Genomic DNA, 19,337 nt, shown 5'->3' with positions numbered 1-19,337 from the left:
TATTTATATACAATGTCATCAAACAAAAAATACTGGAAAAGTGTTGAAGAACTAGAGAATGGTTCTATTGTTGAGGCGCTTAGAAATAACGAATTTGTTGAAGAAATTCCTACTGATGAATTCTTAGGAAATGCAGAGGCTTTAGCTTCTTCAGGAACTTCACGTCGTGACTTTTTAAAGTACGTAGGATTTAGTACTGCAGCTGTTACACTTGCTGCTTGTGAGGGTCCTGTGCACAAGTCTATCCCTTATGTTTTACAACCAGAGCAAATCATTCCTGGTGTTGCTGATTATTATGCAACTACTGTTTTTGATGGTTTTGATTTTGCAAATCTTTTGGTAAAAACTCGTGAGGGTCGTCCAATTAAAGTTGAAAACAATACTATTGAAGGTGCTAAATTTGCTGCTAATGCTAGAGTTCATGCATCAATCTTAGGATTATACGATAGTTCTCGTTTGCAAGAGCCAAGATTGAAAGGAAAAAAGAGCAGCTGGCCTGCTGTTGATTCAGAAATTAAAGCGAGTCTTGCAGAAGCAAAAGCAAAAGGAGGTCAAGTTGTATTGTTAACAAATACTTTAGCAAGTCCATCTACTGAGAAATTAATAGGTGAGTTTATTGCTAAAAACCCTAATGCAAAACATGTTGTTTATGATGCAGTTTCTTCTTCTGAGGCGTTAGATGCATTCGAAACAGCTTATGGAGAAAGAGCATTAGTTGATTATGATTTTTCAAAATCTTCATTAATTGTATCTGTTGGTGCTGATTTCTTAGGAGACTGGCAAGGTGGAGGATATGATTCTGGATATGCGAAAGGAAGAATTCCATCTGGATCTGAAGGGAAAAAAACAATGTCTCGTCATATTCAGTTTGAATCAAACATGACATTATCTGGAGCAGCTGCTGATAAGCGTGTTCCAATGACTACTGCTGATCAAAAACAAGCGTTAGTTCAAATTTATAATATAGTTGTAGGTGCTTCTATTCCTGTTTCTTTAGATGGTGCTTTTAAAGCTGAAGTAGTAAAAGCTGCTCAGAATTTAAATTCAGCAGGTTCTAAAGGGGTTTTAGTATCTGGAATCGAAGATAAAAATGCTCAGTTGTTAGTTTTGGCTATTAATCAAAAATTAGCAAGTGAGGCTTTTAGTACTGTTGGTACTAGACAAATTAGAAAAGGTTCTAATGCAGTTGTTGCTCAATTGGTAAAAGATATGAATGCAGGAAGTGTTCATACTTTAATCATGAGTGGAGTTAATCCTGTTTACACATTAGCTGATTCAGCTGCTTTTGTATCTGGATTGAAAAAAGTAGAAACTTCTGTTGCTTTTTCTTTAAAAGATGATGAAACTGCTTCTATTGTAAAAATTGCGGCTCCTGCACCTCATTATTTAGAGTCTTGGGGAGATGTTGTTATTACAAAAGGAACATATAGTTTAACACAGCCAACAATTCGTCCAATCTTTAATACAAAACAATTTCAAGATGTTTTATTGTCTTTAAATGGTGTTGGTGGAACTTTCTACGATTACCTTAAAGCTAATTCTGCTGGTTTAATTGCTGGTTCTTCTTGGAATAAAGTATTACATGATGGTGTTTTTGTAACTGGTTCAGCTGCTTTATCTGGCGGAGCTTTTGATTCGGCTGGTGCAGCAAGTGCGCTTTCTAAATCAAAATCTGTTGGAGGTCTTGAATTAGTATTGTATACTAAAACAGGTTTGGGTGATGGACAACATGCAAACAATCCTTGGTTGCAAGAGTTTCCAGATCCAATCACAAGAGTTTCTTGGGATAACTATATTACTGTTTCAAACGCAGATGCTAAGAAATACGATTTATCAAATGAGATCGTTGCTAATGGTGGTTTGAATGGTAGTTATGCTACAATCACAACTGCTGATGGTGTGAAAATCGAAAATGTTCCAGTTATTGTTCAACCAGGACAAGCTGTTGGAACAATTGGATTTGCAGTTGGATATGGTCGCAAGGCAGACTTAAAAGAAGAAATGCAAGTAGGTATTAATGCTTACGCTTTATATAAAAACTTCAATAATGTTCAGTCTATAACTTTAGCTAAAGCTAATGGTGTTCATGAGTTTGCTTGTGTTCAAGGACAAAAAACGTTAATGGGTAGAGGGGATATTATTAAAGAAACTACTTTAACAGTATTCAATTCTGAAGATGCTGAGCATTGGAATGAAAAACCAATGGTATCTTTAGATCACCAAGAAGTTGAAGCTACAACTGTTGACTTATGGGAATCATTTGATCGTTCAACAGGTCATCATTTTAATCTTTCTATTGATTTAAATGCTTGTACTGGATGTGGAGCATGTGTTATTGCATGTCACGCAGAGAACAATGTACCTGTAGTTGGTAAAGCTGAAGTTAGAAGAAGCCGTGATATGCACTGGTTGCGTATTGACAGATATTATTCTTCTGAAAGTACTTTCGAAGGTGATAACAAAAGAAAAGAAGGAATTGCTGGTTTATCAAGTTCATTGTCTACATTCAATGAAATGGAAAAAGCTGGAGAAAATCCACAAGTGGCATTCCAACCTGTAATGTGTCAACACTGTAATCACGCACCTTGTGAAACAGTTTGTCCTGTTGCTGCTACTTCTCACGGACGTGAAGGTCAAAACCACATGGCATATAACAGATGTGTTGGTACTCGTTACTGCGCAAATAACTGTCCATATAAAGTTCGTCGTTTTAACTGGTTCTTGTATAACAAAAACAGTGAATTCGATTATCATATGAATGATGATTTAGGTCGTATGGTATTAAACCCAGACGTAAATGTTCGTTCTCGTGGAGTAATGGAAAAATGTTCTATGTGTATTCAAATGACACAAGCTACTAAATTGAAAGCTAAAAACGAAGGTCGCCCAGTTAGAGATGGTGAATTCCAAACTGCTTGTTCAAGTGCTTGTTCTTCTGGAGCAATGATATTTGGTGATGTAAATGACGCTGATAGTAAGGTAGCAAAATTAGCTGCTGATGAAAGATCATATCACTTATTAGAGCATGTAGGAACAAAACCTAATGTGGTGTACCACGTTAAAGTTAGAAATACTTAGTAAAATTATTAATAAGAAACAATATAAAGGATTATGTCGTCTCACTACGAAGCACCCATTAGAAAACCTTTAGTTATTGGTGATAAATCTTATCACGATGTAACTGTAGATGTGGCAGCGCCTGTTGAAGGACCTGCAAATAAACAATGGTGGATTGTATTTTCAATCGCATTAATAGCCTTCCTTTGGGGGTTAGGTTGTATAATTTACACCGTATCTACCGGTATTGGAACATGGGGATTAAATAAAACAGTTGGCTGGGCTTGGGATATTACTAACTTCGTTTGGTGGGTTGGTATTGGTCACGCTGGAACTTTGATTTCTGCAGTACTATTACTTTTCCGTCAACGTTGGAGAATGGCTATTAACCGTTCTGCAGAAGCAATGACTATCTTCTCAGTAGTTCAAGCAGGTTTATTTCCAATTATTCACATGGGACGTCCATGGTTAGCATACTGGGTTTTGCCTATTCCAAATCAGTTTGGATCATTATGGGTAAACTTTAACTCACCATTATTATGGGACGTATTTGCGATTTCAACTTATCTTTCAGTTTCATTAGTTTTCTGGTGGACTGGTTTATTACCTGACTTTGCAATGCTTCGTGATAGAGCTATTACTCCATTTAACAAAAGAGTTTATTCTATCTTAAGTTTTGGATGGAGCGGTAGAGCAAAAGACTGGCAGCGTTTTGAAGAAGTATCATTAGTATTAGCTGGTTTAGCTACTCCTCTTGTACTTTCTGTACACACGATTGTATCGATGGACTTTGCTACTTCTGTAATTCCAGGATGGCATACAACAATCTTCCCTCCATACTTCGTTGCTGGAGCGGTATTCTCAGGATTTGCGATGGTAAACACATTGTTGATTGTTATGAGAAAAGTTTCTAACCTTGAAGCGTATATCACATTACAGCATATCGAATTAATGAACATCATTATCATGATTACAGGTTCGATCGTAGGTGTGGCTTACATCACTGAGTTATTTGTAGCTTGGTATTCAGGTGTAGAGTATGAACAATATGCATTCTTAAATAGAGCTACTGGACCTTACTGGTGGGCATATTGGTCAATGATGACTTGTAACGTTTTCTCTCCACAATTTATGTGGTTCAAAAAATTAAGAACAAGTATCATGTTTTCATTTATTATTTCGATTGTGGTAAACATCGGAATGTGGTTTGAAAGATTCGTAATCATTGTTACTTCTTTACATAGAGATTACCTTCCATCTTCTTGGACAATGTTCTCACCAACATTTGTTGATATTGGAATTTTCATCGGAACAATTGGTTTCTTCTTTGTATTGTTTTTATTATACTCTAGAACATTCCCTGTAATTGCTCAGGCGGAGGTAAAAACAATTTTGAAAGGAACAGGAGATAATTACATTAGAGAAAGAGCAAATAGTAAAGATTCACATCATGAGTAATAAAGTAATATACGCCATTTATAATGACGATGATATTTTGATGGATGCAGTAAAGAAAACCAGAGCTGCTCATCATCATATTGAAGAGGTTTTTACTCCATTCCCAGTTCACGGATTGGATAAAGCCATGGGCTTAGCACCAACAAGATTAGCAATTTGTGCTTTCCTATATGGATGTGTTGGTATTTCTGTTGCAACAACAATGATGAGTTATATCATGATTCATGACTGGCCACAGGACATTGGTGGAAAACCAAGTTTTAGTTTCATTCAAAATATGCCTTCTTTTGTGCCAATTATGTTTGAGATGACTGTATTTTTTGCTGCGCACTTAATGGTAATTACTTTTTATATGAGAAGTAGATTATGGCCATTTAAGGAAGCCGAAAATCCTGATGTAAGAACAACAGACGACCATTTCTTAATGGAAGTGGCTGTAAACGATAATGAAGCTGAATTGGTTTCTTTCTTCGAAGGTACAGGAGCTGTTGAAGTTAAAGTAATTGAAAAGAATTAATTGTAGCTATGAAAAGGATATATAAAATAACACTTTTAGTTGGTATAACTATTTTAGTTTCTTCTTGCCACAATAATTCGGCACCAAACTATCAGTATTTCCCAAATATGTATGAGTCTGTAGGTTATGAGCCTTACGCAGAAGCGAAAATATTTAAGGAAGGAAAAGAAGGTCAGCTTCCTGTTAAAGGAACTATTAATAGAGGTTTTGAACCTTATGAGTATGAAAATTCGACTGCAGGTTATGAATTGGCAAAAGCTAATTTAAAATCGCCTTTGACTGAAGCAGATAGAAATTCTGGAAAAGGAAAAGAACTTTTCGAAATTTATTGTATTAGCTGTCATGGTGCAGCTGGTAACGGTAAAGGTAAATTAGTTGAAAGAGAAAAATTTCTTGGTGTACCTAGTTATAAAGACAGGGTAATTACTGAAGGAAGTATCTTCCACGTTGAGACTTATGGTTTAAATGCAATGGGTTCACACGCAAATCAATTAAGTGCCCACGAACGTTGGTTAGTTGCTGACTATGTTCTAAAACTAAAAAGCCAATTATAATTGTTGAACAAACTGATCGTAATAGATATGTATACATTTTCAAGTAAATTAAAAACTTTTTCTATCATCTTAATGGTTCTTGGACTATTAGGAATTGGGTATGGTTTTTTAAGTGCACCTAAAGATATTCAAGAAGTTGAAAAAATACTAGCAGCAGATGCTCATGGGGCTCATGGTACTGCACATGAGGAGTCTGCAGAGGCATCTCATAAAGAAGCAGGTCATCATGAAGCTGCTGAAGCTTCACATGAAGAACACAAAGGAGCAAAGCATGCAGAAGTTTCTGGTGCTGACGAACACGAAAAACATTTGGAGCACGTTTTGCACCAATTGCAAAATAAGCCTTGGTCTGCATTATATGTAGCATGTATTTTCTTTTTACTGCTTTCTATGGGAGTTTTAGCATTTTATGCTATTCAACAAGTTGCTCAAGCAGGTTGGTCTCCAGTTTTATTTAGAGTAATGCAGGGTATTACTGCTTATTTGCCAGCTGGTTCAATAATTTTCTTTGTAATATTAATTTTATGCGGATTGCATTTCAACCATATTTTTGTTTGGCTTGGAGAAGGAGTTACTAAACCGGGTGATCCAAACTATGATGCAATTATCGCTGGAAAATCAGGTTATTTAAATTTTCCTTTTTGGATTGCTAGAGCATTTGTCTTTTTATTAGGATGGAATCTTTACAGAATTTATTCTAGAAAGAACTGTTTAGCTCAAGATGAGGCTAATGATGATCTTTACTACAAAAAGAATTTTAAAATGTCTGCGGGCTTCTTAGTATTCTTTATTGTGTCAGAATCTATTATGTCTTGGGACTGGATTATGTCATTTGATCCACACTGGTTCAGTACATTGTTCGGATGGTATGTATTTGCTTCTTTCTTCGTAAGTGGTATTACGAGTATTGCATTGGTAACAATTTATTTGAAATCAAAAGGATATTTAGAATATGTAAATACAAGTCACATTCACGACTTAGCTAAATTTATGTTTGGTATCAGTGTTTTCTGGACTTACTTATGGTTCTCTCAATTTATGTTAATCTGGTATGCTAACATTCCAGAAGAAGTAACTTACTTTGTAACAAGAATTCAATTATATAACTTGCCATTCTTTGGTGCTGTGGTTATGAACTTTGTATTCCCATTGTTAATATTAATCAATACAGATTTTAAACGTCTTAATTGGGTAATTGTAATGGCAGGTATTGTTATCTTATTAGGTCACTATGTAGATTTCTTTAATATGATTATGCCTGGTACTGTTGGAGACAAATGGTTTATTGGTGTTCCTGAAATTGCATCTATTCTTTTCTTCTTAGGTTTATTTATTTTTGTTGTATTTACTGCATTAACTAAAGCTCCTTTGTTGGCAAAAAGAAATCCTTTCATTGAAGAAAGTAAACATTTTCATTATTAATATTTAAAGAAGTAAACAGATGACAAGTTTGTTGGTAATTATAGTTGTAGTTTTATTAGCAGTTGCATTATGGCAATTGACGAAGATATTTGATCTTACTCAGGTCGGTTCATCTTCGGACGATTCGCAAGTTGCATCAGATAATGATAATAATGTGCAGGGATATGTTATGTTTGGCTTTTTAGCTTTCATTTATATATTTACGATTTACGGTTTGCTAAAATGGGGTGGTTTAGCACTTCATACTCCAGCTTCAGAGCATGGGCTTTTAGTGGATAATTTGATGAATATTACTTGGGTTTTAATTTTTGTAGTTCAATTTATTACACAAGGTTTATTGTATTGGTTTTCTTTTAAAAATAGAGGACATAAAGATAGAAAAGCTTTATTCTTTGCAGATAGTAATAAACTTGAAGCAATTTGGAGTATCATTCCATCAGTAGTTCTTGCTTGTTTAATTCTTTACGGATTATATGCTTGGAACAATATTATGTTTGTTGATAAAGACGAAGATGTTATTGAGATTGAATTATATGCTCAACAGTTTAAATGGACTGCAAGATATGCTGGTGCTGATAATACTTTAGGAAAGGCAAACGTACGTTTAATTGAAGGTATTAATACTTTAGGTGTTGATATGTCTGATCCTAATGCTCAAGATGATATTGTAGTTACTGAATTACATATTCCAAAAGGGAAAAAAGTGCATTTCAAAATGCGTTCTCAGGATGTTTTGCACTCAGCTTATATGCCTCACTTTAGAGCGCAAATGAACTGTGTACCAGGAATGGTAACTGAATTTGCTTTTATTCCAACTTATACAACTGCTGAATATAGAGAGTTAGACTTTATGAAAGAAAAAGTGGCTAACATTAATAAACTTAGAGCAGAAAAAAGTGTAGAGTTAGTTGCTAAAGGCGGTACAGCTTTAGATCCTTATACATTTGATTATTTATTATTATGTAATAAGATTTGTGGGGCTTCTCACTACAACATGCAAATGAAAGTTGTTGTTGATACTCCTGAAGATTATAAAAAATGGTTAAGTGAAAAAACTACTTTAGCTCAAGATATTAAAGCGGCGGCAGCTGCTGAAAAAGAAAAAGCAGCTGAAGCAACTGCTCCAACAACTGATACAACTGCAAAAGTAATAGATACCGTTAAAGCGGTTATTGACACTGTAAAAGCAGCTGTAGCTAAAGTTGCGGTTAAATAATATTATTAAGAAAATTTAAAGTACACATATATGTCAGCAGAAGCGCACGGTCACGATCACGGACACGATCACGAGCACGAACATCATCATAAAGACACGTTCATTACTAAATATATTTTTAGTATTGATCACAAAATGATTGCCAAACAATACTTGATTACTGGTATTATTATGGGGATTATTGGTATTGCAATGTCTTTGCTTTTCAGAATGCAATTGGCATGGCCAGAAGAGTCTTTTAAAATATTTAATGTTTTACTAGGAGATAAATTTGCACCTGATGGAGTAATGGCAAATGATATTTATCTGGCTTTAGTTACAATTCACGGTACCATCATGGTATTCTTTGTATTGACAGCTGGTTTAAGTGGAACTTTTAGTAATTTACTTATTCCACTTCAAATTGGAGCGAGAGATATGGCGTCTGGATTCATGAATATGATTTCGTATTGGTTATTTTTCTTGTCTGCTGTAATAATGTTATCTTCTTTATTTGTTGAAGCTGGACCAGCTTCTGCAGGTTGGACAATTTATCCTCCATTAAGTGCATTGCCACAAGCAATTCCAGGTTCTGGAACTGGTATGACTTTATGGTTAGTTTCAATGGCTATCTTTATTGCATCTTCATTAATGGGATCATTAAACTACATTGTAACTGTTATTAACTTAAGAACAAAAGGAATGTCTATGACTAGACTTCCTCTTACAATCTGGACATTTTTTGTAACAGCTATTATTGGTGTTATTTCATTTCCAGTATTATTGTCTGCAGCTTTATTGTTGATTTTTGATAGAAGTTTTGGTACTTCATTCTTCTTATCTGATATCTATATTGCTGGAGAAGTTTTACACTACCAAGGAGGTTCTCCGGTATTGTTTGAGCACTTATTCTGGTTCTTAGGTCACCCTGAGGTTTACATCGTAATCTTACCAGCAATGGGTCTTGTTTCTGAAATTATGGCTACGAACTCTCGTAAACCAATCTTCGGATATAGAGCGATGATTATGTCAGTTCTTGCAATTGCATTTTTATCAACTATTGTATGGGGTCACCACATGTTTATCTCTGGTATGAATCCTTTCTTAGGATCTGTATTTACTTTCACAACTTTATTGATTGCGATTCCATCTGCTGTAAAAGCGTTCAACTGGATTACAACTTTATGGAAAGGTAACTTACAATTCAATCCTGCAATGTTATTCTCTATTGGAATGGTTTCTACTTTCATTACTGGAGGTTTAACAGGAATCATTTTAGGAGATAGTACTTTAGATATTAACGTTCACGATACATATTTTGTAATTGCTCACTTTCACTTAGTAATGGGTATATCTGCACTTTACGGAATGTTTGCTGGTATCTACCACTGGTTCCCTAAAATGTACGGAAGAATGTTGAATAAAAACTTAGGTTATATTCACTTCTGGGTAACTGCTGTTTGTGCTTATGGGGTATTCTTCCCAATGCACTTTATTGGATTAGCTGGTTTGCCAAGACGTTATTATACAAACACAAACTTTCCATTATTTGATGATTTACAAAATGTGAATGTTTTAATTACAACATTCGCGCTTGTAGGTGGTGCTTTCCAATTAGTATTCTTATACAACTTCTTTAGCAGTATATTCTACGGTAAGAAAGCAGTTCAGAATCCATGGAGATCTACAACATTAGAATGGACTACACCAGTTGAACATATTCACGGAAACTGGCCAGGTGAAATTCCTCATGTATATCGTTGGCCGTATGACTATAGTAACCCAAATCACGATGTAGATTTTGTTCCTCAAAATGTACCGATGAAAGAAGGTGAAGAAGTTTTACACCACTAGAAATATTTAAAAAGACTATCAGAAATGATAGTCTTTTTTTTGTTTAGTTAAAATTTTAAACGTAGTGGTTTACTGTTTTACAAACTGATTAGTTTCTATATCTTTGTAAGATGAATGAAAATCTTGATCCTACTACAAAAGGATATAACCCAGAAGAATTAGATCTTGAAAAAAGATTGCGTCCGCTGTCATTTGACGACTTTGCCGGACAAGATCAAGTTTTAGAAAATTTAAAAGTTTTTGTTGCTGCGGCTAATCAGCGTGGTGAAGCACTTGATCATGCACTTTTTCATGGACCTCCGGGACTTGGTAAAACTACATTGGCTAATATCTTGGCTAATGAACTTCAAGTTGGAATTAAAATAACTTCTGGACCTGTATTAGACAAACCTGGCGATTTAGCAGGGTTATTGACTAATTTGGATGAACGAGACGTTTTGTTTATTGATGAAATTCATCGATTAAGCCCTGTTGTTGAAGAATATTTATATTCGGCAATGGAGGATTTTAAAATCGATATTATGATCGAATCTGGCCCTAATGCCAGGACAGTGCAAATTAATTTGAACCCGTTTACATTGATTGGAGCTACTACACGCTCTGGTTTATTGACCGCTCCAATGAGAGCCCGTTTTGGAATTTCATCTCGTTTACAATATTATACTACTGAACTTTTAACTACAATTGTTGAAAGAAGTGCAGGAATATTAAAAATGCCTATTGATCTAGAAGCTGCAATTGAAATCGCGGGCCGTAGCCGAGGAACTCCTCGTATTGCAAATGCATTATTACGAAGAGTACGTGATTTTGCTCAGATAAAGGGAAATGGAAGAATTGATATCGAAATTTCAAGGTATGCCTTAAAAGCTTTAAATGTTGATGCGAATGGGCTTGATGAAATGGATAATAAAATCTTATTGACTATTATTAATAAATTCAAAGGCGGACCAGTTGGACTTTCAACTTTAGCTACTGCGGTTTCTGAAAGCAGCGAAACCATCGAAGAAGTTTACGAGCCGTTTTTAATTCAAGAAGGATTTATTATGCGTACTCCTCGAGGACGTGAAGTTACTGACAAAGCGTATAAACATCTAGGTAAAATAAATACTAATATTCAAGGAGGGTTGTTTTAAATTCATCTTTATGTCTTCAGACAAAAAATATAATTATCCCAATAAACTTCCGCTATTTAGATTTTTTCTTGATGCTGAGGGTATCCGTAGAAATCCGATTCCTTTTCATAAAAGATATTTTGATAAATTGGGGGATTCGTTTTCTTTAAAAATTGGATTCTCTAAACACTTAATTCTATCCAGAGATAATGAAATTGCGGAGTACATTTTGGTTAAGAATCAAAAGAATTATCAAAAGTCAAAGTTCCAGTCTGTTTATCTTTCTAAATATTTAGGAAAAGGGCTTTTAACAAGTGATGGTGATTCTTGGTTAAAACAACGAAGACTTATTCAGCCCGCATTTCATAAACAAAAAATGAATATGCTGGTTGATAATATGAATAAGACTATCATTTCTGAAATTGATACTTTAAAAGAAAATGAAATCTTTAATGCTTTTCCAGCGATGAGCCAATTGGCGTTTAACGTTGTGGCAAAGTCATTATTTGAATTTTCAATTTCTGAAGAAAAACTCCATCGTATTAAATTTATAATTGAAGAAGTTCAAAAATTTTTAGTTAAAGAAATAAGGCTTCCTCATAAGGCTTTATGGTTCTCATTAAGTGGCCAGGTTAAAAAACATTTGAAATTAGCTGACGAAAATAACCAAATTATTAAGGAAATTATCGAAGAGAGAAGTGCTTCGAATGAAGACTTTAATGATTTGCTTAATATGCTGATGGAAACTAGGTATGAAGATACTGGGGAGTCTATGGCAATGCAGCAACTAATTGATGAAATTAAGATTTTGTTTATTGCAGGTCATGAAACGACTGCAAATGCATTGACTTTTACGCTTCATTTTTTAGGAAGTAATCCTGACGTTCAGCAAAAGGTTTTTGATGAGATTACAGAAATTGAATCGGAGACCGATAATGTTATTGAACAGCTGCAAAAAATGACATATATAAATGCGGTTTTGAATGAATCTATGCGTTTATATCCTCCAGCTTGGATTACAGATAGGCAAAATGTTGAAGATGACACTTTGGGTAACTTTAAAATCAAAGAAGGGACTTTGATTGGAGTTTCATTTTATGAACTGCATCGAAATCCAAAATATTGGCAAGATCCTGATAAATTTATTCCAGAGCGCTTTCTTGGTGAACAAAAGAAGGAGTCGATGAAATATTTTTATCCCTTTGGAGCTGGACCGCGAATGTGTATTGGAGCTGGTTTTGCTATTTATGAAATGTGCTTGGCACTCTCTCATATTGTCAAACGTTATGTTATTGTATCAAATACAGCCACTGTAGAATTTAACCCTTTGGTTACTTTGAAACCTGTTAATGTTGAAATTTCATTGTCTAAAAGATGAGCATTAATTCGAAAGAGACATATTCAAAGTTTATAAAAGAAGAAGCTAAGAGACTTGGTTTCCTTTCTTGTGGCATATCAAAAGCTGGTTTTCTTGAAGACGAGGCACCTCGTCTTGAAAAATGGCTGAATAATAACCACAACGGTCAGATGACTTATATGGAAAATCATTTTGATAAACGTTTAGATCCAACTTTACTGGTTGACGATGCTAAAAGCGTAGTCTCTCTCCTGCTTAATTATTTTCCTTCAGAATCTCAGAATAGTACCAGCTTTAAAATATCAAAATACGCCTATGGCCAAGATTATCATTTTGTTATTAAAGAAAAGCTAAAAGAATTGCTGCATTCTATTCAAGAGAATATTGGTGACGTTTCAGGTCGAGCATTTGTTGACTCTGCGCCAGTTCTGGACAAAGCTTGGGCAGCAAAAAGCGGTTTAGGCTGGATTGGGAAAAACAGTAATTTAATAACGCAGAAAGTAGGTTCTTTTTATTTTATTGCAGAACTTATTTTGGATCTCGATTTAGAATATGATCACAAAGTAACTGATCATTGCGGTTCTTGTACTGCGTGTATTGATGCTTGTCCTACGCAGGCAATTGTTGCTCCTTATGTTGTTGATGGCAGTAAATGCATATCCTATTATACTATCGAATTAAAAGAAAATCTTCCGTATGAAATGAAGGGAAAATTTGATGAATGGATGTTTGGATGTGATACTTGCCAAGATGTTTGTCCGTGGAATCGTTTTTCAAAACCTCATTCAGAACCTTTATTTAATCCCAACCCTGATTTACTTTCTTTTTCCAAAAAAGATTGGACAGAAATTACAGAGGAAACCTTCCGTATCGTTTTTAAAAATTCTCCAATTAAAAGAACCAAGTTTGAAGGATTAAAACGAAATATTTCTTTTTTAGAATAAATTAATTCGGATATAGTTTTAAATTTCCACTCAATTATATTCTCTTTTTCATTTGTAAATCTTCACTCGAGCAGGACACATTTTTTTGTAAGAAGCTATGTTTTAGTTTAATACGTGTGTCTTTTTGCCTATGTAAGAAATAAAACACATCGAATGTAGTTTGTCGATACTAATTATCGACAAATGACATACCAGCTCATGATTTGTTTCATAATCTACCTTTAATTTTAATTTCCTATTTATTATTAGCAATAAATGGCTTGTAAAGTTTATCTTATATGAACGAATCTAAGGTTGAATCAGTTTTCTTCGAATAAAATAGAATTCCAAATTATGTATAAAAATTGGTTGATTTATAATATTATAAATTAATTATTTTAAAACACTGATAATCAGTTGTTTTGTTTTTTAAAACAGACTTAGTATAAAATTAAGTCTAAAATTAACATTGTCTTTCTTTGCTAGTAAAATAGTTAAAAGGAAAATTTTATATAAAAAAAACAGATTTGGAAAAATTAAAATATTGTGATTTGGAATGAATAAAAAAAGCAAACAAATGTTAAAAAAATTCATGCTATTTAAAATTGTTTATTTTGTAAGATATTTTGATGTTTTTCTTTTAAATATTTGATATTTATGAGTTATTATTAATAATTTAGGAAAATTCTTCTGTTTTGTTGCGAAATAAGTAATTTTACTGATTTTTGAAACTGAATTTAGCTGTAAAAAGGTGTTATTCAACGTTTTTATAGGTAGTTTATCGACTAATGTAGCTAGTTATTAGGTGTTTATATACTTTCGCGAGACCAAAACTACCCAAATAACCTATGAGACAATTTTTATGTCTTGAACCTTTAGAGGTTCAAATGTATTTTGATTTTGATAAAAATCTGAAACAAGATTTTATTTTTTATTCAAAATCCAATCCCTTCATTTTTTCGTATCTGTCCAATATGCTGAAAAACATAGTTGTTTTTTCAGCTGGCAATATTTGCTCTCAAATCTCACTTGCGTATGCGTAACTCTACTTCTAATCAGTCTAGATTTTCTAGGCTCACCTTTTTTATTGCATTTTTATTATTGATTAGTTACAATGCTTCGGCTCAGTTCTATACAAAACACTATATAGCACCTGCACCATGGCAATATTTTAGTAAATCGAATGAAATTGTAATTGCAACCAATTCAGTAACGCCCGTAACCATTACTCTGTCTAGAAGTAACGGTGTTGTAGAGACAACTTTAACAGCAGTAAAAGGAAGCCCGGCAATTTACAGATTTACGCTTTTGGCAAAAAATCTACCAATGTATGCGCTAAATACTGTGATTGATGGAGCAGGATTGATTGTTACAAGTACTGGACCTACATCGGTAAACATGAGAAATGTTGCTTCTGATGATGGATCTGGAGATAATAATGATGCTTATCTTAAAGGAAATGCCGCATTGACAAGTTTTGGTGATGCAGGACTTGGAGTACGATTTAGAGTTGGTTATTACAGAGATGGTTCTTTAGGAAACTTCAACAACTATGGGGATCAGCGACCGATTTATACCATTATGTCTACGGTTGCTAATACCACAATAAAAATAAATAATTTAATTGTAACTACTTTAAATGCTGGTCAAAGTTATTTATTTAAAGCGCCAATTGGAACTTTAGTAGAGTCTTCGAGTCCGGCTGTGATGAATACATCAGCGGCAATTGACACGCCTGATGGTTGTGGTGATAGTGCTTATAATCAGATTCCTCCAGAATCAGTTTTGGGGACTGAATATTTTATCGAAAGAGGAAAAGGAAATGATACCGCTGAGAGAACGACTATTGTCGCTACTAAAGACGATACAAATTTAGTGATCAATACCTATTCAACTGCAGGTGCTGTAACAGGAACGACAAATGTTAATCTAGCGACCGCAGGAAGTTTTTATACTTTTAACAATGGTATTTTAGCAACACCTTTCTCTGCCTCGCGAGTTTCTGCCGATAAAAAAATTGTGGTGTATTCAGGTACAGCGCAATCTTGTGAAGTTGATATATCTACAATTGCCCCAGTATCTGAATGTGGCGGTTCTAATTTTATAGAAACAGCAAAATTTAGAAATTACGGCACAGGTACATTGCCTTATTTTGGCTATATCCTCTTGAGAAGTGCTACTGATGCAGTAATGGTCAACGGGACAAATATTGAAACGGTGAGTGGTATTGCAGCTCGTCATCAATTAGGAACTACAGGCTGGTATTTAATAAATTTTGAAGATACTCAAATAGGAAGTCCAGATGTTCTCTCTATTACAAGTGCTACTAAAATGACGGTATCAATTGTACAGCAAGGAGGAGGGTTTTCGATGGCAGGATTTTTCTCTAATTTTGCTGCGCAGCCAGAAGATCCAACTTTAACTTATATTTCTGGTGGAGGATGTACCAATAATACTGCTGAACTTACAACCCCAGCAAATTTTGCTCCATACCAATGGTATTTTAATGGAACAGCAATCACTGGAGCAAATTCATCAACTTATACAGCTACTAAAACTGGTAACTATTCTGTATCATCAACTTTGGCTTGTGGAGCTCAAACCCAATCAAAGCCAGTTAGTGTTACTTTATGTACTGATCTTGGAATTACAAAAACGGTTGACAATGCATCGCCATGTATTGGATCTAATGTAGAATTTACTGTTAAGGTCAGCAATTTAGGAGGAAATAATGTATCTGGAGTTTCGGTAACTGATTTACTTCCTTCAGGGTACACGTACGTAAGTTCAACTCCATCAGTTGGTATTTATGATTCTACAGCAGGAACTTGGAGTATTGGTGATGTAGATGCTCAGACATCGGTTACATTAAAAATTACGTGTACTGTAAAATCATCTGGGAATTATACAAATACGGCATCATTGCCAGCTTCGATAGATACAAATACGGCAAATAATTCGGCAAGTGCGGCAGTGAATCCAAATCCTATTCCCACTCTTGTAACTAACCCTATAGTCGTTTGTTCACCTGCAACTGGTGATTTAACAGCTGCTGCAGTTACTGCTGGAAGTTCTAGTAATTTGACTTTTTCATATTTTACAAATGCGGCAGCAACGGCAGTATATTCAACTCCAACGGCGGCAACGGCAGGAACTTATTATATAAAAGCAGTTTCAGCTGAAGGATGTTCAACTGTAAAATCAGTTGTGATGACAGTAAATTCAAAGCCAAATACTCCGACAATTAGTGTTACTGCGGGAGCGGCATCTTGTGGCAGTACCGCTGGAAACATCACTTTAAGATCAGATGGTAATTCGAGCTCATATGGAGGAAGCAGTTATTTATGGTCCAATGGAGCGACCAGCCGAAGCATTACAATTAGTGCTGATGGAACTTATTCTCTTAGAATAGTCAGCAGTTCAGGATGTATCAGTGATAGTTCAAATTCAATAACAGTTACTCTTAAACCAGCCACTCCAACAGCTGCTAATCAATCATTTTGTGCTTCTGAAAATAAGACTGTAGGTGATCTGGTAGCGACAGGGACAAATTTAAAGTGGTATAATGCATCAACAAATGGAACGCAATATGCAACAAATATAGCGCTGACGGCTGGTACCTATTATGTAAGTCAAACAGGAACAAATGGTTGTGAAAGTGATAGAAGATCAGTTCAGGTAACGATAAGTTCTTCTTCTGCACCAGTAGCTTCAGCTCAGTCTTTTTGTGTGGCTGAGAATAAGATAATAAATAATTTAATTGCTACGGGAAGCAACTTAAAATGGTATAATGCTTTAACGGGAGGAACACAATATGCAGGAACTGAGACGTTGGTTACTGGAAATTATTATGTTAGCCAGACAGCGAATAGTTGTGGGGAAAGTGCGCGAACTTTAGTAGCAGTAACAATAAATGATATTCCATCTGCACCGACTGCATCATCGCAAGTTTTTTGCGGTACCGATCAAAAAACAGTAAATAATTTAGTTGCAACAGGAACTAATTTAAAATGGTATAATCAGTTAACAGGAGGTACACTTTATGATGGAACAGAGATTCTTTCTTCAGGAAGTTATTATGTAAGTCAGACAAATAGCTGTGGCGAGAGTGCAAGAAGAATGGTTGTTGTTACGGTAAATAACACGGCTGCACCAACAGCTTCATCTCAATCATTCTGTTTGCCAGATGCGAAAAAAGTCAGTAATCTAGTTCCTACAGGAACAGGTATTAAATGGTATAGTGCTAGTACTGGTGGGACGCTTTATACAGGTTCAGAGACGCTAACTACTGGGACTTATTATGTAACTCAGACGTCAAATAGTTGTGAAAGTGTAAGGACACCAGTAGCAGTCACGATTTATAATACAGCAGCTCCAACAGCTAATTCTTTAACATTTTGTACTATCGATGCTAAAAAAGTCGCTGATTTAACTGTTACAACAGGAACAAATTTAAAGTGGTACAGTGCTAGCACAGGAGGCACACTTTATAATGGAACTGAAACTGTAGTATCGGGAAATTATTATGTAAGCCAAACGCTTAACAATTGTGAAAGTGGAAGAATTTTGGTTGCAATTACCGTAAATCCTACGCCAACAACACCAAGTATTTCTGCAGGAGGTTCAACAACATTCTGTACAGGCGGAAATGTAGTTTTGACTGCAACTAGCGGAATAGGTTATTTATGGTCGAATGGAGCGACAACTCAATCTATTACGGTTTCAAATTCTGGAAATTATAGTGTTCAGGTTTCAAATGCTTCTGGTTGCTATAGTGCATCTTCAACAGCTGTGAATGTGACTGTGAATACTATTCCTTCGGCTCCTTTAGCTTCAGATCAAACATTTTGTTTTGTAGATGGAAAAAAAGTAAGTGATTTAGCTGCAACAGGAAACGATTTAAAATGGTACAATGCCAATTCTGGGGGAACATTATATTTAGGAACTGAAACTCTTGCAAATGGGACTTATTATGTAAGTCAGACTACAAATAGTTGTGAGAGTATTAGAACCGCTGTAAATGTTACAGTAACTCCGAAACCGGCAAAAGTAATCACGACAGCGACTATCTGCTCTGGCGATACTTACACATGGTCAGCAAACTCAACAGCTTATACAACAGGCGGAACTTACACAGTTGCAAACAATGGATGCACGGCAGATCAGGAACTGCAGTTGACTGTTACTCCAAAACCGGCAAAAGTGGTTACGACAGCAACAATCTGCTCAGGCGATACTTACACATGGTCAGTAAACTCAACAGCTTATACAGCAGGCGGAACCTATACAGTTGCAAACAATGGATGCACGGCAGATCAGGAACTGCAGTTGACAGTAACTCCAAAACCGGCAAAAGTAATCACGACAGCGACTATCTGCTCTGGTGATACTTACACATGGTCAGTAAATTCAACAGCTTATACAACAGGTGGCACTTATACCGTTGCAAATAACGGCTGTACAGCAGATCAGGAACTTCAGCTGACAGTTACTCCAAAACCGGCGAAAGTGGTTACGACAGCAACAATCTGCTCGGGTGCTACTTATACATGGTCAGTAAACTCAACAGCCTACACAACAGGCGGAACTTACACAGTTGCAAACAACGGATGCACTGCAGATCAGGAACTGCAGCTGACAGTAACGCCGAAACCGGCAAAAGTAATCACGACAGCGACTATCTGCTCTGGCGATACTTATACATGGTCGGTAAACACAACAGCTTATACAACAGGCGGAACTTACACAGTTGCAAACAATGGATGCACGGCAGATCAGGAACTGCAGTTGACTGTTACTCCAAAACCGGCAAAAGTGGTTACGACAGCAACAATCTGCTCAGGCGATACTTACACATGGTCAGTAAACTCAACAGCTTATACAGCAGG

The 19,337-nt window shown here is 35.4% G+C and carries 10 protein-coding genes and 1 pseudogene; all 11 read left to right on the top strand.

What is annotated here, in order from left to right; translation table 11 throughout:
- The first annotated feature begins 12 nt into the window (after positions 1 to 12).
- Complete coding sequence (locus GKZ88_RS04490) at positions 13 to 3,078, top strand: TAT-variant-translocated molybdopterin oxidoreductase (protein ID WP_155101212.1); 3,066 nt, start codon at positions 13 to 15, stop codon at positions 3,076 to 3,078.
- 33 nt (positions 3,079 to 3,111) lie between these two features.
- Positions 3,112 to 4,515 carry an NrfD/PsrC family molybdoenzyme membrane anchor subunit gene (nrfD, locus tag GKZ88_RS04485; RefSeq protein WP_008466839.1) on the top strand — a complete coding sequence of 468 codons (1,404 nt, stop codon included), beginning with the start codon at positions 3,112 to 3,114 and terminating at the stop codon, positions 4,513 to 4,515.
- Positions 4,508 to 5,032: a DUF3341 domain-containing protein gene (locus tag GKZ88_RS04480; RefSeq protein ID WP_127337706.1), complete on the top strand. Its 525-nt coding sequence runs from the start codon at positions 4,508 to 4,510 to the stop codon at positions 5,030 to 5,032. The genes nrfD and GKZ88_RS04480 overlap by 8 nt, the downstream gene beginning before the upstream one ends.
- Before the next feature lie 8 nt (positions 5,033 to 5,040).
- Complete coding sequence (locus GKZ88_RS04475) at positions 5,041 to 5,586, top strand: cytochrome c (RefSeq protein ID WP_155101211.1); 546 nt, start codon at positions 5,041 to 5,043, stop codon at positions 5,584 to 5,586.
- Positions 5,587 to 5,613: 27 nt separating this feature from the next.
- A complete protein-coding gene (locus GKZ88_RS04470; RefSeq protein WP_155101210.1) occupies positions 5,614 to 7,008 on the top strand; it encodes a DUF4779 domain-containing protein in 1,395 nt (464 codons plus the stop codon).
- A gap of 19 nt (positions 7,009 to 7,027) precedes the next feature.
- Positions 7,028 to 8,224: a cytochrome c oxidase subunit II gene (locus GKZ88_RS04465; RefSeq protein ID WP_155101209.1), complete on the top strand. Its 1,197-nt coding sequence runs from the start codon at positions 7,028 to 7,030 to the stop codon at positions 8,222 to 8,224.
- 30 nt (positions 8,225 to 8,254) lie between these two features.
- A complete protein-coding gene (locus GKZ88_RS04460; protein WP_155101208.1) occupies positions 8,255 to 10,057 on the top strand; it encodes a cbb3-type cytochrome c oxidase subunit I in 1,803 nt (600 codons plus the stop codon).
- Positions 10,058 to 10,167: 110 nt separating this feature from the next.
- On the top strand, positions 10,168 to 11,190 hold the full coding sequence (gene ruvB / locus GKZ88_RS04455) for a Holliday junction branch migration DNA helicase RuvB (RefSeq protein WP_155101207.1): 1,023 nt from the start codon (positions 10,168 to 10,170) through the stop codon (positions 11,188 to 11,190).
- A 10-nt stretch (positions 11,191 to 11,200) separates the two neighbouring features.
- Positions 11,201 to 12,547, top strand: a complete 1,347-nt coding sequence (locus GKZ88_RS04450; protein ID WP_155101206.1) for a cytochrome P450 — start codon at positions 11,201 to 11,203, stop codon at positions 12,545 to 12,547.
- Positions 12,544 to 13,470, top strand: coding sequence for a tRNA epoxyqueuosine(34) reductase QueG (gene queG / locus GKZ88_RS04445; protein WP_155101205.1), 927 nt, complete (start codon positions 12,544 to 12,546; stop codon positions 13,468 to 13,470). The genes GKZ88_RS04450 and queG overlap by 4 nt, the downstream gene beginning before the upstream one ends.
- A gap of 1,014 nt (positions 13,471 to 14,484) precedes the next feature.
- Positions 14,485 to 19,337: pseudogene (locus GKZ88_RS04440) on the top strand (DUF11 domain-containing protein); the annotation flags it as partial.

The sequence above is a fragment of the Flavobacterium sp. LC2016-01 genome, from assembly GCF_009711135.1.
GTDB lineage: Bacteria > Bacteroidota > Bacteroidia > Flavobacteriales > Flavobacteriaceae > Flavobacterium.
This window is presented reverse-complemented; position numbering and strand designations above follow the sequence as displayed.

Excerpts from the sequence above, each read along its gene's own strand:
- nrfD (WP_008466839.1), top strand. The coding sequence starts at position 3,112 with ATGTCGTCTCACTACGAAGCACCCATTAGAAAACCTTTAGTTATTGGT.
- GKZ88_RS04460 (WP_155101208.1), top strand. The coding sequence starts at position 8,255 with ATGTCAGCAGAAGCGCACGGTCACGATCACGGACACGATCACGAGCAC.
- GKZ88_RS04480 (WP_127337706.1), top strand. The coding sequence starts at position 4,508 with ATGAGTAATAAAGTAATATACGCCATTTATAATGACGATGATATTTTG.
- ruvB (WP_155101207.1), top strand. The coding sequence starts at position 10,168 with ATGAATGAAAATCTTGATCCTACTACAAAAGGATATAACCCAGAAGAA.
- queG (WP_155101205.1), top strand. The coding sequence starts at position 12,544 with ATGAGCATTAATTCGAAAGAGACATATTCAAAGTTTATAAAAGAAGAA.
- GKZ88_RS04490 (WP_155101212.1), top strand. The coding sequence starts at position 13 with ATGTCATCAAACAAAAAATACTGGAAAAGTGTTGAAGAACTAGAGAAT.
- GKZ88_RS04465 (WP_155101209.1), top strand. The coding sequence starts at position 7,028 with ATGACAAGTTTGTTGGTAATTATAGTTGTAGTTTTATTAGCAGTTGCA.
- GKZ88_RS04470 (WP_155101210.1), top strand. The coding sequence starts at position 5,614 with ATGTATACATTTTCAAGTAAATTAAAAACTTTTTCTATCATCTTAATG.
- GKZ88_RS04475 (WP_155101211.1), top strand. The coding sequence starts at position 5,041 with ATGAAAAGGATATATAAAATAACACTTTTAGTTGGTATAACTATTTTA.
- GKZ88_RS04450 (WP_155101206.1), top strand. The coding sequence starts at position 11,201 with ATGTCTTCAGACAAAAAATATAATTATCCCAATAAACTTCCGCTATTT.